Source organism: Blochmannia endosymbiont of Camponotus sp. (assembly GCF_023586085.1).
In the GTDB taxonomy this organism is placed as follows: domain Bacteria; phylum Pseudomonadota; class Gammaproteobacteria; order Enterobacterales; family Enterobacteriaceae; genus Blochmanniella.
The window spans coordinates 218,887-234,245 of sequence record NZ_CP097757.1; the positions used below are offsets into that span (position 1 = coordinate 218,887).

The following is a 15,359-nucleotide window of genomic DNA, read 5'->3' on the forward strand; positions in this document are numbered from 1 at the left end:
ATCTTAAAAAATAAAATGATTACTCTACAGTAATTATATAGCATATTAAATTGAGGTTTATATAATTAATTAGATTATTACATGGTAATTATGTTACAACATTTAATAAATGAATATTAAAAATAATTTAATAAATAATCATATATAAATAATGTAATTTATTCTACATAATAGAATGTTATATATTTTTGACATCAGTAATTGATTACTAAAATTGTGCAGTATTCGATAGTTATGTTAGTGAAAGTACTAAAATGAATTAATACAAGGTGTATTTTTATAATTTTATTTGCAATAGTTTAAAAAACTGATGTATATATTATGATATCTTCATGTATGATGTTATTGTGGTTTCAATTAATATAATTACTGTACTCAGTTTAAGTAATATTTTAGTAAAAGTATAGTTTTTGATATTTAAGTATTTAGAATATTTATTCTTGAGGAAGATAGAAAGTTTATACGGGAAAAAATATTAATACGATGCATATTGCTCATGATCAACAAGTTAATAATATAAAAATACCACCATACTCATTAGAAGCTGAACAATCAGTATTAGGTGGTTTAATGTTAGACAATACTCAATGGGAATATATATCAATACAAGTAGATTCTGATGATTTTTTTAATTATGCTCATCGAATTATTTTTAACGAAATGAAACGTTTGTTAGAAACAAATAAACCTATTGACTTAATAACGCTAGCAGAATCTTTAGAAATTCAAGGAAAATTGGAATCAGTAGGAGGATTTGCATATTTAGCCGAATTATCAAAAAATGTTCCTAGCACTTCTAATGTAGTTGCATATGCCGATATAGTGCGTGAGCGTTCGGTAATACGAGCAATGATTGCTATAGCAAATAAAATTGCTGATGCTGGGTATAATCCTCAAGGACGAAGTAGTGATGAATTATTAGATTTAGCTGAGTCTCTTGTTTTTCAAATTTCACGCAGTAAAAGTAATCATAATCTTAATCCAAAAGGAATAGATCATATTTTAGAAAACACAGTTGCTCACATTGAGCAGGTATGTAATAGGCCAAAATATGGCGTTACAGGCATATCCAGTGGATATAAGGATCTTGATAAAAAAACTGATGGTTTACAAAAATCTGATCTCATTATTATAGCCGCTCGTCCTTCTATGGGAAAGACTGCTTTTGCTATGAATTTATGCGAACATGCAGCAATGACTGAAACAAAGCCAGTATTAATTTTTAGTTTAGAAATGCCTGGTGATCAAATTATGATACGTATGTTAGCTTCATTATCTAGAGTTGATCAGGTACGTATTCGTACTGGACGGCTTAATCATGAAGATCGAGAAAGAATTACTAGTGCTATGAAGCTACTCTTGGAAAAGCGTAATATATATATTGATGATTCTTCATACCTAACACCTGCTGAGGTGCGTGGTCGTGCTCGTAGGTTATGTCGCGAACATGATGGTTTAAGTTTAATTATGATTGATTATTTACAATTAATGAGAGTTCCATCTTTATCTAATAATCGAACATTAGAGATTTCAGAAATTTCTCGATCACTGAAAGCTTTGGCTAAAGAATTAAAAGTGCCAGTTATAGCAATATCTCAATTAAATAGAGGTTTAGAACAACGTGTTGACAAGCATCCTATTAATTCAGATCTGCGTGAATCTGGAGCGATTGAACAGGATGCTGATCTTATTTTATTCATTTATCGTGATGAAGTATATCATGAAAATAGTGATATGAAAGGTATTGCTGAAATTATTCTGGGGAAACAACGCAACGGGCCTATTGGTACCATACGATTGATTTTTAATGGACAATGGTCTAGGTTTGATAACTATATTGATCCTGCTCGTTATTGATAAGCTGTTAGTTATGTTGGTTGTGTTATAGATATTATTTTTTATAATAGTTACATATGTATAATATTATTTTGGTATTTATTTTTGTTGAAGATTAAGTATGATGTACATGTGTTGTTTTTAAAAGTGTTTTATATTGCCAGAAAATAATAAAATTGAAATAAATTATTGTTTCAGAATTCATCATTCTATGTATAAATATACATGTAGTGTAAATTGTGTATTAAATATATTAAATAAATTTAAAAAAATATTTTTTAACATATTATTTCTTTTATATAAATAAAATTTTTATTATATTAGAATAACGTATTAGGTATATTAGATTTTAAGAAAATATTAGTTAATAATATTAATTTTATGGTTAAGTAACTATATTAATTGATGAAACTATGTATTATATAGTTAACTACCCGATAAGATGTTTAAGTTTTTAAATAATGCTAAAATTACCATATGATGTTATTATCATGGTAATTTTGGGAGGAATTGTGGTTAACAGAGGGATTAATAAAGTTATTTTGATTGGTTATCTTGGTCAAGATCCGGAAACTCGTTATATGTCTAATGGTAATATAGTGACTAATATTTCTATAGCCACTACTGAATCTTGGAAAAATAAACAAACCAATGAATTTAAAGAAAAAACTGAGTGGCATCGTGTAGTGTTATTTGGAAAATTAGCAGAAATTGCGTCCGAATATCTTCATAAAGGTTCTCAGGTATATGTCGAAGGATCATTAAAAACTAGAAAATGGCAAAATCAAAATGGACAAGATCGATATATTACTGAAATTATTGTGAATATTGGAGGCACAATGCAGATGTTGGGTCCTCGTCATGCAACAGAGAACGCATCGTTGGATAATCAAGATCTAATAGATAATGATAGCGCTGATGCATCATCATCTAATTCTGACGAATCTAATGTTAACTTCGATGAAGAAGATATTCCTTTTTAGAAAAATTTAAATATAAATTAAGATTCATTTTTCATCATTTTATATGATGGATGGCATATATTTAATTTTTAATTATTACTGAATAATACTATAATTTTGTAAATACAATATATATATAAATTATGTTGTGTTTATTTTTACATACTAATCATAATTCACGTCTTTACTATATCATTTAAATTGTAAAAATTAATGTGATACATATCATTTTCAGTTAATTAATTTGGTTTAAATTAAGTATTATTCAGTATCATAAAGGTTATTGAAGCAATGTGTATTCAAACAATAAAGCATGAAAATATATATTTGTTAAGATAAATATAAAAATATGTCGTTGTTAATAAATAGCGTATAATTAAAAGCCAGTTATATACATATCATTTGCTTATTTTATAAATTATAAGTTTGTCATGTCCATACAGAATATGAAATAAATGTAAAAGATAATCTAATGTCTATAGGTATAATATTTATTTTTAGATACAGTTGAGATTCAAAACATGGAGATTTTTTTTACGATTCTTATTCTTACTTTAGCTGTCTCCATTTCAGGGGTGATAACACGGATTTTGCCATTTCAAATACCATTGCCCTTAATGCAAATTGTATTAGGAGCTTTATTAGCTTGGCCTAAATTTGGCTTACATGTAGATTTTAATCCTGAATTGTTTTTATTACTTTTTATTCCTCCATTATTATTTTCAGACGGGTGGAAAACGCCCATGCGTGAATTTTTACGGCATGGGGGAGAAATTGTTTTGTTAGCATTAATATTGGTTATTATTACTGTAGTTGGTATCGGATATTTGATTCATTGGATGATACCAGAAATGCCACTGGTAGCAGCGTTAGCATTGGCGGCAGTTTTATCTCCAACTGATGCAGTGGCACTTTCAGGTATTGTAGGAGAAGGACGTATTCCCAAAAAACTTATGGATATTCTTCAAGGAGAAGCTTTGATGAATGATGCATCAGGTTTAGTCTCCCTTAAATTTGCTATTTCAGTAGCTATGGGTACTATGGTTTTTAGTGTGAGCGGAGCTTCTATAGAATTCATTAAAGTATCTATGGGTGGTTTATTAGCAGGTATGACTATTACTTGGGGATACAGCAAATCATTAAGATTTATCACCCGTTGGAGTGGCGGTGATCCTGCTACTCAAACGATATTTCTTTTATTGTTACCTTTTGCTGTATATTTGGTTGCTGAACATATTGGAGTATCTGGAATATTATCGTCAGTTGCTTCGGGAATGACTATTGGTCAATCTGGAATTATTCGGAATGCACCATTAGCTATGCGTTTACGAGGAAATAGTGTTTGGACAATGTTAGAGTTTGTATTTAATGGAATGGTGTTTATTATGCTTGGATTGCAATTACCAGATATTTTATCTACTTCCATTTCACAAGCAGCATTGGATCCGACCATTAAGACATGGATGTTATTTGTATACGTAATTTTTATTTATGCTGCATTAATGATACTTAGATTTGGGTGGTTATGGTTAATGAAACATATTAGTTTATATTGCATGATTAAGCGTCCAATGGTATTTAGTGAATATAGTATACGAGAAATTTTAATTGCTTCTTTTGCTGGAGTACGCGGTGCTATTACGTTAGCAGGAGTACTTTCGATCCCGTTGTTCTTAAGAGATGGCGCAGTTTTTCCACTGCGTTATCAATTGGTTTTCATTGCTACTGGTGTTATTTTATTTTCTTTGTTATGTGGTGTAATTGTTTTGCCGTGGTTATTACGAGGAATTATAGTATCTGACAAATTATTACAACGAAAAGAAGAGCGTATGGCACGGGCGATAGCAGCAGAAGTGGCTATTGAAAGTTTATATAAATTGGAAGAGCGGTTAATAAATAGTCAAGAAGAAAATATTGATAGCCAAATGATTAATGAAGTAAGCGCACGTGTTATAGGTAATTTACGTCGTCGTATAGATGACAACAATGATGCACATGCTATGTTAATTGAAGACTTAGAAAGGCGAATGAGATTAAATGCATTACGCGCTGAACGAGGAGAATATTATCATTTACGTGCACAACAAAAAATTAGCAACGAAACATTAACGAAATTATTACGTGATTTAGATTTTTTAGAAGCTTTATTAGCGGAACATGAATAATATTGTGTTGTTATAAATTTTTGTAGATTTTAAATATCGATTTATTTTGTATAGAGTTTAATTCATAAGTTTTGTATAAAAATTATATATAATAGACATTGAAAAATTTTTAAAAAATCTAGAAAACATAAATGTATAATAATTTACGTTGCACAACACATAATATATATTTTAAAATAGATATTATGTGTTTAATTTATGCCTATATTATGAATTTTTACATTATAAATATAAAAGTATACTGTGCGCTAGTGTATGGTGTAAGTTTTTTAATGTAAATAAGTCTAATCTCAATGATATTTAATTATGTAGTTGTTGACTTAAGTAATAGATGATATTATCCTGTAAGGAAATTTATGATTATTAATTATTTCTTGTGTTTTATGACATTAAAAAGTGTTAATATTTCTAATTACACTATGGTGTGTGGTTGTCTATATTAGTAAATAAGTTAATATTTAATTTTAGGTGTTAAGTTTATATAATTACTCAATGCACATAAAAATATGTTGCGTTGAGTTTTATTTTTTAATGGTAATATGTTCGCATGAATGATGTATGTGTATGTGTTCTTTGAATAAAAAGATTCAGAAATTTTAATATATAAAGTAATTTATGAGTGTTATTAAAAAAAATTTTTGGTGTATATTTACGGTTTTAACAAGTATTTTTAAATCATTTCTGTCCAAATTAATTTAGTGCAATTGTTTTTGAATTAATTGGATGAATCATAACAAAATAACTCATTTTAATTAAGGGGTAACTATGATGATAAAAAAATTTAAAATTACCCTTGCTTGGCAAATTTTTTTTGCTTTAAACTTGGGTATTATTTTAGGCATCGTATTACATAATCAAATAGAATTAAAAGATTGGATGATTACCACATTCCTTTCTCCAGCTGGAGAAATTTTTATTCGTATGATAAAAATGATTGTAGTTCCCATTGTAATGGCTACATTAGTAGTTGGAATAGCTGGGATTGGCGATGCTAGAAAACTTGGAAGTATTGGGTTAAAGACTATTATTTATTTTGAGGTTATTACAACTGTTGCTATAGTACTTGGCGTAGCTTTGGCTAATTTGCTTCATCCTGGTTATGGAATTGATATGTCTGTGTTGTCTAAAACAGATATTTCTATGTATGAGCAAACCACATCTGAAATACAGTCAAATTTAGTAAATACTATGTTATCGTTAATTCCTTCAAACATTATTTATTCCATGGCTAGAGGCGATATGTTGCCAGTTATTTTTTTCTCGGTAATTTTCGGGCTTGGATTAGCTACATTACCAGATAAAACTAAGAATCCATTGTTGGATATTTTTAATTCTATAGCGGATACTATGTTTGAAGTAACTCATATCGTTATGCGTTATGCTCCTATTGGAGTTTTTGCTTTGATTTCAGTCACAGTTGCAACTTTTGGCTTTAGTTCTTTATTACCTCTTACTAAACTTGTATTATTGGTTTATGGCGCTATTATTTTTTTTGCACTAGTAGTATTGGGTATAGTGGCGCGTATATGTAATCTCAGAATTTGGAAATTAATTTGTATTTTAAAAGAAGAGCTTATCTTATCTTTTTCCACTGCTAGTTCAGAAACTGTATTACCGCGTATTATAGAAAAAATGGAGGCTTATGGGGCTCCATCAACTATTACTGGATTTGTAATACCTACTGGTTATTCTTTTAATTTAGACGGATCAACTTTATATCAAAGTATTGCTGCTATTTTTATTGCACAGCTTTATGGTATTGAATTATCTTTAAGTCAGGAAATTATTTTAGTATTGACTTTAATGATAACTTCTAAGGGTATTGCTGGTGTTCCTGGGGTTTCTTTTGTAGTATTATTAGCTACGTTAGGTAGCGTAGGTATTCCGTTAGAAGGATTAGCATTTATAGCAGGAGTGGATCGAGTGTTAGACATGGGTCGCACAGCATTGAATGTGATTGGTAATGCTTTAGCAGTGTTAGTAATTGCAAAATGGGAAAATCAGTATGATACAGAACAGGCACATCTGTACGAATCAGAGATGTTACATAATAAATAATATACCTCTATTATATTATATTTGTTATGTTTTATTTATCGAAGATTTCTCTATAAAAAGATGTGGGGTTGCTTTAAAAAATTAGTACAGGGTTCGTAACGGTTTATGTATAAGAACAAAGCAAATACCTAGAAAATATGGAGGTGTTTTCAATTAGAAAAAGTTTATGTAAAATGTAAAATTTTATTTATTTTTATATTGTGTGTTTTATTTTTTTGTAAATTAATGGTTTTTATAAAAAATTATGCATCGCTATAGCTTCAATTGCTATTTTGGCATCTTTTGGTAATTTAGATACCTCTACACAGGTGCGTGCTGGTAAAGTTATCTTTTCATAAAAAGAGTATGTGTTAAAAAAATTTTTATAACTAGTATTTATTTTGGGTAAATCATTGAGATCAATGATAAATAATGTGGTTTTAACAATATTGTTTATTTTTAGTCCGGTGGTTTCAATAATATTTTTTATATTTAGTAAAGCTTGATGGGTTTGATCATAAATATTATCAGACATAGTGTTTGTGTCCGGACATATGGGAATTTGGCCGGACACAAACACTATGTCGTTTTTGCTGCCTACCCCTATAGCTTGGGTATAAGGACCAAAAGGAGCAGGAGCATTTTTGGTATTAATCATAATATGTTGCTGCATATCATCCATCCTATATAGTAGCCTTTGAAAAGTAAAATATTAAATTTTAATACTTATATACCTATACCAGTATAAACTTTCATTTATATCACGAATTATTGTAATGGATTGGATCAAAACAACAAGTATCAGGAAGTAATGTTGCTAAAATAAGAGCTTTAACAGCATGTAAACGATTTTCAGCTTGATTAAATACTATGCTATATGAAGATTCAAATATATCATTTGTTACTTCTAGCCCATTTCTTAGATTATATTTTTTTGCTATTTTTTTACCAATGGTGGTTTCGTTATCATGTAATGCTGGTAAGCAGTGTAAAAATTTTATATTTGGATTGTTGGTATTTTGAATCATACGATGGTTTACTTGATATGGAGCTAGTAAAGAAATACGTTTTTCCCACATTTTTTCATTTTCTCCCATAGATACCCATACATCGGTATATAAAAAATCTACATCTTTTACCCCATTAGAAATATCTTCAGTAAGTATAATATTTCCATTATTACGTTGCGCAAGATTTTGGCAATTTTGAAATAATTCTTGTGTAGGCCAAAATATTTTAGGTGATACTAATCTTAAATTAAACCCCATTATTGCTGCAGCTTCTAATAAGGAATTACCGATATTATTTTTTGCATCTCCTACGTAAGCTAGCTTCATTTGACGAAACGTTTTATGTGGTAATTGTTCTTGCATGGTCATAAGATCAGCAAGTAATTGTGTTGGATGAAATTTCATGGTTAGGCCATTCCATACCGGTACTCCAGAATATTGTGCGAGCGTAGTCACTACATCTTGACTATAACCACGATATTGAATTCCATGGTACATGCGTCCCAAAATTTTAGCAGTATCTTTAATGGATTCTTTATGTCCAATTTGGCTAATATTTGGAGTTAGGCAAGTTACCCGTGCGCCCTGATCAAATGCTGCTACTTCAAAGGCACATCTTGTTCTAGTTGAATGATTTTCAAAAATGAGTACAATGTTCTTTCTGTTTAATTTTTGGATTTCAGTTTGTGTATTTTTTTGATGTTTTAAATGACTTGATAATTGCAGTAGAAATTTAATTTCATTTTCGGTAAAATTCATTAACTGCAAAAAAGATCGTTGATATAATTGATTCATATGATATGTACCTATAATACTGATCTATATAATATACGTCAGTGAAAAATAATATGTTATCTAAAAAATAAATTTTTTGTTTTAATGTAAAAATTTTTTAAAAATTTTAAAACTAGTATTAACTAAAATAAGGTATGAAAGTTATTCATAATTAATCAAAATAGTGAAAATAAATCTCCCATTGAATTTTTCAAATTCAACACACGGATAAAGAAACTTTATTTTTAAGTTATTTTTGATATGCATGTTGTTGTGTACTGTAACTACAGTTTTGCAATTGTAGCATGTTGATCAAGCAATTTATGTTTAATTTGTATATAATAATTTAATAATTCTTGTTTATTTTTTATGGTAGATGTTGGTGCATGATTTATGAAATCATTGTTATTTAGTAGTTCTTGTATTATTTTAATTTTATGTTTTATTGATTCCAATTCTTTGTTTATTTGATTGATTTTAATATCTTTATTAAATTCTTCTGGCATACGTATTAATAATTCTGTTGAATCTAAAGATACAGTAATAGATCGTGAATATATTTCATCTGTTGAAATGAAATCGATGTTTTTTAAGTAAGCAATATTGCATAGAATATTATAATTATTTAAAATACGTTTTTTAGCATTTGGTGAAGTATGCCTAAATACTACATTTAGTGGTGTATTATATAGGATATTCATATTTGCACGAATGTTACGTATTACTGTAACAGTATGTTTAATCCATTCAAAATCCATAATTGATTCAGGATCAATTATGGATGCATCATATTTTGGAAATGGTTGCAACATAATAGTTTCATCGTGGTTTCCAGTAATTATTTTAACTTCTTGCCAAATTTTTTCTGTAATGAAAGGAATAATTGGATGCGCTAATCGTAGTAATGATTCTAGTAATGTAATTAATGTATAACGTGTTCCCCGTAGTTCCAGAGTGTTTCCGTGATAAAGTGTTGATTTAGTAAATTCTATGTACCAATCACAAAATTGATGCCAAATAAACTCATGTAAAATATTTGCTATTTTATCGAAACGATAAATTTCTAAATTTTTATGGAAATTCTGAATTGTTTGATGAAATTTTGTAATGATCCAACGATCTGCTAATGAAAATAACTTTTCTGTAGCAGAAGATATGCTGCAATCTTGATTTTTAGTGTGTATTAGAACAAAGCGACTAGCATGCCATAATTTATTACAAAAATTACGATAACCTGTTAGCCGTTTCATATCCCAATGTATATCTCGTCCAGATGATGCTAGTGCTACTAAAGTAAATCTTAAAGCATCGGTTCCATGGGATTTAATTCCGTTAGGAAATTGTTTTTTAGTACATTTTATGATTTCATCAGCTAATTGTGGTTGTAGCATGTCTTTTGTACGTTTTTTTAATAAATTTTCTATAGAAATTCCATCTATTATATCTATTGGATCAATGATATTACCTTTGGATTTTGACATTTTTTGCCCAGACTCGTCACGTATAAGACCAGTAATGTATGCAGTTTTAAATGGAATTTGAGATACTCCATTATTATCTTTTATAAAATGCATGGTTAACATAATCATTCGTGCAATCCAAAAAAAAATGATATCAAATCCACTTATTACAATACTAGTAGGATGAAAAATACTTAATAAACTAGTATCCCTAGGCCAACCTAAACTGGAAAATGTCCACAGACTTGAAGAAAACCATGTATCTAGTACATCATTATCTTTGCGTAATATTATATCACTATCTAATTTATTTTGTATTCTGATATCTTTTTCGCAATGTCCTACATATATTTTATTATTAGTATCATCATACCAAGCAGGGATTCCATGTCCCCACCATATTTGCCGAGAAATACACCAATCTTGTATGTTATTCATCCAACTAAAATACATATTTTTATATTGTTTTGGCACAAAATCAATCATGTCCAATTTTACTGCATTTACTGCTTGTTGGGCTAAAATTTTAGTACGTATATACCATTGATTAGTTAACATGGGTTCAATTATAGTTCCAGTACGATCGCTGTATGGAATTATTGAATTATAGGGTTTTATATCATGTAATAAGTTAAGTTTGGTGCATTCAGAAATTATTTTTTTTCGTGCATGATAACTGTCAAGATTATGAAATATTTGTGGGATATTATAGAATAATTGATCGTTAGGCTGCCCATAATTATCAAATATTTCTGGGTGTTTAAGAATTCTTCCATTCAGTGAAAAAATGTTTATCATTGGTAGTTTATGTCGTTTCCCTATTATATAGTCGTTGAAATCATGAGCAGGGGTTATTTTAACGCAACCAGTTCCTTTAAACATATCTACACGTTCATCAAAAATGATAGGAATACGTTTGTTAGTTATTGGTGTAATTACGTATTTTCCAACTAAATTTTTATAACGAGAATCTTCTGGATGTATTGCGACAGCGGTATCTCCTAATATAGTTTCTGGACGTGTTGTTGCGACAATTAAATAGTTCGGATCGAAGGCAGAATGATCTGTAGCAATAGTAGAGTTATCTAATTTATAGTATAGATACCACATGGATCCTTTTGTTGGTTTATTGATAACTTCTAAATCAGAAATTGCACTTTGTAATGTGAAATCCCAATTTACTAATCTTTTTCCTCTATAAATTAAATTATCTTGATATAAACGAATAAAAGCTTCTTTTACTGCATAAGACATTTCTGTATCCATGGTGAAACATTCTCGTTTCCAATTGACAGAATTTCCTAATCGTTTCATTTGGTAAGTAATAAGTCTTTCAGATTGTTTTTTCCATTTCCAAATTTTTTTTATTAAATCATCGCGTGTATAATTATGTCTAGTTTTGCCTGTATCATGATAAATTTTGTTTTCTATCAGAATTTGTGTAGCAATACCAGCATGATCTGTGCCCGTTTGCCATAAAGTATTCCTTCCCTGCATTCTTTGATAACGTACTAAAACGTCCATAATGGTTTGTTGAAATGCGTGACCGAGATGCAATTGCCCTGTAATATTAGGAGGAGGCATCATAATGCAATAACTTTTATGAGATGTATCTCCATGAGGATTAAAGTAACCTCCTTGTTCCCAAAATTTATAAATTGGTTCTTCTATATTTTTAGGATTATATATTTTTTCCACGACATGTTTACTCATGAAATTGGGATGTTAATAACATTCAATTTAAATCCATTTTTTTTGTAAGATTGGTATCTATGTCTTGCACATTTTTTTAGAATGTCAGTTACAGGTACAAAGTCTATTATTTCGTTAAAATTAAAAAAGAAATCCATATTTTGTTTCATAAGATTAATTAATAGATCTTTTGGATTATTGTTATAACAGCATTGACGCCAGTATATAACTACTGGAGCAGTGTGAATAGTTTTTCCAAATAAATTATGAGGTAAAAATGTATTTTGATCAAATGTCCACAATATTTCATCTATTTTTATAGCTTGATGTTCATTTTCGCAAGCTACTAAGATGTTTTTACCAGATCTCCATTGTATACTTATTAAAGTACAAATAAATTTTTCTATATAACTGAATTCGGTTTGTTGCTTAAATTCCTGAGGTATTAAATAAAAAGTGCCATGCTTCATATATTATTAATTTCTATTAAGTTTTACAATTAAAATAGTCTTTGTTTATTTTTTATATGGATGTGATTTATTAATCAAATATTGTGATAAAAGCGCTACGGGCCGGCCCGTAGCGCTTTTATCATGACAATTAGATATCCATGCTGTTCCAGCAATATCTAAATGTGCCCAACTATATTTATACGCAAATTTTTGAAGAAAACAACCAGCTGTAATAGCCCCTCCAGATTTACCTCCAACATTTGTCATATCTGCGCATGTAGATTTCAATTGTTTTTGGAATACATCATTTAGCGGTAATCTCCAAACGTAATCTCTAGATTGTTTTGAAGCTATAATTAAATCATTGATTAAATCTTCATTATTAGACATTAAACCGCTAAAATGATGCCCTAATGCAACGACACAAGCTCCGGTTAATGTGGCTATATCAATTACAACATCAGGCTTATACCGCTCTGCATATGTCAATGCATCACATAATACTAAACGACCTTCAGCATCAGTATTTAGTACTTCTACTGTTTGTCCTGATAAAGTAGTTAAGATATCACCTGGACGGAAGGAAGTATGATTTATCATGTTTTCACCAATAGCAAGTATCCCGATAATATTTAGTGGTAAATTAAGTTCTATAGCTATACACATAACTGCATATACTGCAGCAGCTCCGCACATATCATATTTCATTTCATCCATTTTGTTTGATTCTTTAATAGAAATACCACCAGAATCAAAAGTTAATCCTTTTCCTATAAATATAATAGGAGGAACGTTAGATCCTTCAGGGTGTCCCTCATATTTAATTATAGGCATTTTAGGAGTATAACTGGATCCAAGGCTTACTGCTAAATAAGCATTCATACCTAATTTTTTCATTTCTAAAGCATCAATTATATTGATTGTGATATTATCATAACTGGATAATTTATTCACTTGATCAATTAGATAATCAGGAGTACAAAAATTAGGAGGCATATTTCCTAAATCTTTAGCTATTTTTATTCCATGAACGATCGATAATCCATCTTTAATAGATTGTTCGCAATATGTAAGTTCGTTTGTGTTGGGTATATGTAAAATTATTTCTTGTAGCGATTGGTTAAATTCATTCTTATTGTTTTTAAACTTATTAAATACATATAATTCTTCTTCAACAATTTCTATTGTCTGTCTTATTTTCCAGTAATTATCATATCCTTTGATCTTTAATTCGCTTAAAAAAAACAGTATTTTAACTATGGGGATTTCTTTACATAAGAGCATTATTTTATGAATTAATTTCCTATAACAATATTCATCAAAATTATACTTTTTACCACAACCAATTAATAAAATTTGTCTATTATATAATTGAGGAATATCATATAATAAGAGTGTTTGCTCCATTTTTCCTTGAAATGCTCCACGCTGTAATAATGAACTGATGTATCCTCCGCTTATGTTATCAATCTTTTTTGTTGAAGGAAATAAATGCGATTCTTCAAATATACCAGTAATTATACAACTATCAGGATATAATTCTAGATGACTATCAGTAACCCTAAATTTTATCATAAACTTTCCTGTATAAGGTATTCTAAATAATATGTTGAGATTAAATTAATCACAATATGTGTGATTATATATCATATGTAACAATAAGGTATATTGTTTATACGATCTGAATTAATATTTTATCATTGGTAAATTTTGTTTGCGTTATAAATAAATTAAGTATGCATTTTTTAACATCATAATTTTATTATTGGTACGATACTGATTTTGATGTAAAACAAGTTTTTTAGGTAAAATAATGATATTTACGAAGTATATATTAAAAGAAATATTTAGAAATCAATTAATTATTTTAACATTATTATTTTTAGTTTGTTTTTGTCAAAAATTGATCAAAATGTTAGGACTGGTAATAGATGGCAATATTTCAATGTATTTATTTTTTCTATATCTTGGTTTAAATATACCAGAAGCAGGAAAATTACTTATTCCTTTTAGTGCATTTTTAAGCGTATTGGTGACTTTTTATCGCTTACATATTCATAATGAAATTATAGCTATGTATTCTTGTGCTGTAGGTAAATACATTATTATAAGGAGTATATTTTTATTTAGTGGAATCATCGCAATGTTTGCGATGATTAATATAGGATGGTTATCTCCTTATTGTTCAAATTATCAAAGTAAATTATCGTATGAAATCAAAGAAAACATTAATTTAACTGTTTTGTCAGAAAAGAAATTTCAACCATTATCTACTAAATCTTTAATTTTATTTGCAGATAGTATTCGGGGAACAAAATTAAACCATGTTTTTTTAGTGCAAACAAATCAAAATAAAAATAATAGTATGTTTACAATTGTTACGTCAGAACAAGGTAATGTTGATCGAAATCCTGATGGTTCTCGATTAATTATTTTAGAGAAAGGTACGTATTATGAAATTTATAATAAATGTGAATTATGTGAAGATATATTTATAACTGATTTTTCTAAGTATAGAATGTTGATCAATAGTACGTTTAAAACATTTTTAAAAAAAAATAAGCCCATTGATCATATGTCTATATACCAATTATGGTGTTCTGTCGCTCCAGAGGCGCGTGTGGAATTGCATTGGCGTTTAACTTTGTTAATGTCTATTTTTATTATGCCAATGATTACAACATTATTAATTATTACTATTTCATATAACTATTTATCAAATTTTTTATTAACAATTTTTTTGTATACTATTTTTTTTGTTTTGCATACTTTATTGCGTTCTCATATCATTTTAGAAAAAACAAATCCTATGGCATGGATGTGGATTATAAATAGCATTTATTTATTAATAGCTTTATTACTTAATACATGGGATACTTCTTGTATGAAAAAATTAGTTTTAGTAGTATTTAATCGTAATTAAGTAACAAGATAGTCTATATGTACAATATTTTAAACCATTATATTAGAA

Annotated in this window: 10 protein-coding genes; 5 read left to right on the plus strand and 5 right to left on the minus strand. The window is 28.6% G+C overall.

What is annotated here, in order from left to right; translation table 11 throughout:
- The first annotated feature begins 483 nt into the window (after positions 1–483).
- The 4 genes from dnaB to gltP all read left to right on the plus strand — a co-directional run bounded on the left by dnaB (position 484) and on the right by gltP (position 7,021).
- Positions 484–1,857: a replicative DNA helicase gene (dnaB, locus tag M9400_RS00895; protein ID WP_250232560.1), complete on the plus strand. Its 1,374-nt coding sequence runs from the start codon at positions 484–486 to the stop codon at positions 1,855–1,857.
- A 491-nt stretch (positions 1,858–2,348) separates the two neighbouring features.
- The gene (gene ssb, locus M9400_RS00900) at positions 2,349–2,819 is read left to right on the plus strand and encodes a single-stranded DNA-binding protein (protein WP_250232679.1); all 471 of its coding nucleotides are present in this window, start codon (positions 2,349–2,351) and stop codon (positions 2,817–2,819) included.
- Between the two features lie 500 nt (positions 2,820–3,319).
- Entirely contained in the window at positions 3,320–4,963 is a 1,644-nt protein-coding gene (locus M9400_RS00905; protein WP_250232561.1) for a Na+/H+ antiporter, read from the plus strand.
- Positions 4,964–5,734: 771 nt separating this feature from the next.
- Positions 5,735–7,021 (plus strand): glutamate/aspartate:proton symporter GltP, encoded by a 1,287-nt coding sequence (gene gltP, locus M9400_RS00910; protein WP_250232680.1) that lies wholly within the window; start codon positions 5,735–5,737, stop codon positions 7,019–7,021.
- 232 nt (positions 7,022–7,253) lie between these two features.
- On the opposite strand, the gene M9400_RS00915 is transcribed toward gltP, so the two are convergent.
- The 5 genes from M9400_RS00915 to M9400_RS00935 all read right to left on the minus strand — a co-directional run bounded on the left by M9400_RS00915 (position 7,254) and on the right by M9400_RS00935 (position 13,963).
- On the minus strand, positions 7,254–7,673 hold the full coding sequence (locus M9400_RS00915) for a Rid family detoxifying hydrolase (RefSeq protein ID WP_250232562.1): 420 nt from the start codon (positions 7,671–7,673) through the stop codon (positions 7,254–7,256).
- Positions 7,674–7,761: 88 nt separating this feature from the next.
- Positions 7,762–8,805: an ornithine carbamoyltransferase gene (argF, locus tag M9400_RS00920; protein ID WP_250232563.1), complete on the minus strand. Its 1,044-nt coding sequence runs from the start codon at positions 8,803–8,805 to the stop codon at positions 7,762–7,764.
- A gap of 263 nt (positions 8,806–9,068) precedes the next feature.
- Positions 9,069–11,942 carry a valine--tRNA ligase gene (locus M9400_RS00925; protein ID WP_250232681.1) on the minus strand — a complete coding sequence of 958 codons (2,874 nt, stop codon included), beginning with the start codon at positions 11,940–11,942 and terminating at the stop codon, positions 9,069–9,071.
- Positions 11,943–11,953: 11 nt separating this feature from the next.
- On the minus strand, positions 11,954–12,406 hold the full coding sequence (locus tag M9400_RS00930; RefSeq protein ID WP_250232564.1) for a DNA polymerase III subunit chi: 453 nt from the start codon (positions 12,404–12,406) through the stop codon (positions 11,954–11,956).
- A gap of 45 nt (positions 12,407–12,451) precedes the next feature.
- Positions 12,452–13,963, minus strand: a complete 1,512-nt coding sequence (locus tag M9400_RS00935; RefSeq protein WP_250232565.1) for a leucyl aminopeptidase — start codon at positions 13,961–13,963, stop codon at positions 12,452–12,454.
- 238 nt (positions 13,964–14,201) lie between these two features.
- Here M9400_RS00935 and lptF point away from each other — a divergent pair, with 238 nt between their 5' ends.
- Complete coding sequence (gene lptF / locus M9400_RS00940) at positions 14,202–15,311, plus strand: LPS export ABC transporter permease LptF (RefSeq protein WP_250232566.1); 1,110 nt, start codon at positions 14,202–14,204, stop codon at positions 15,309–15,311.
- Positions 15,312–15,359 lie beyond the last annotated feature (48 nt).

Coding starts and splice junctions, on each gene's coding strand:
- lptF (WP_250232566.1), top strand. CDS start 14,202: ATGATATTTACGAAGTATATATTAAAAGAAATATTTAGAAATCAATTA.
- M9400_RS00930 (WP_250232564.1), bottom strand. CDS start 12,406: ATGAAGCATGGCACTTTTTATTTAATACCTCAGGAATTTAAGCAACAA.
- dnaB (WP_250232560.1), top strand. CDS start 484: ATGCATATTGCTCATGATCAACAAGTTAATAATATAAAAATACCACCA.
- M9400_RS00915 (WP_250232562.1), bottom strand. CDS start 7,673: ATGCAGCAACATATTATGATTAATACCAAAAATGCTCCTGCTCCTTTT.
- M9400_RS00935 (WP_250232565.1), bottom strand. CDS start 13,963: ATGATAAAATTTAGGGTTACTGATAGTCATCTAGAATTATATCCTGAT.
- argF (WP_250232563.1), bottom strand. CDS start 8,805: ATGAATCAATTATATCAACGATCTTTTTTGCAGTTAATGAATTTTACC.
- M9400_RS00905 (WP_250232561.1), top strand. CDS start 3,320: ATGGAGATTTTTTTTACGATTCTTATTCTTACTTTAGCTGTCTCCATT.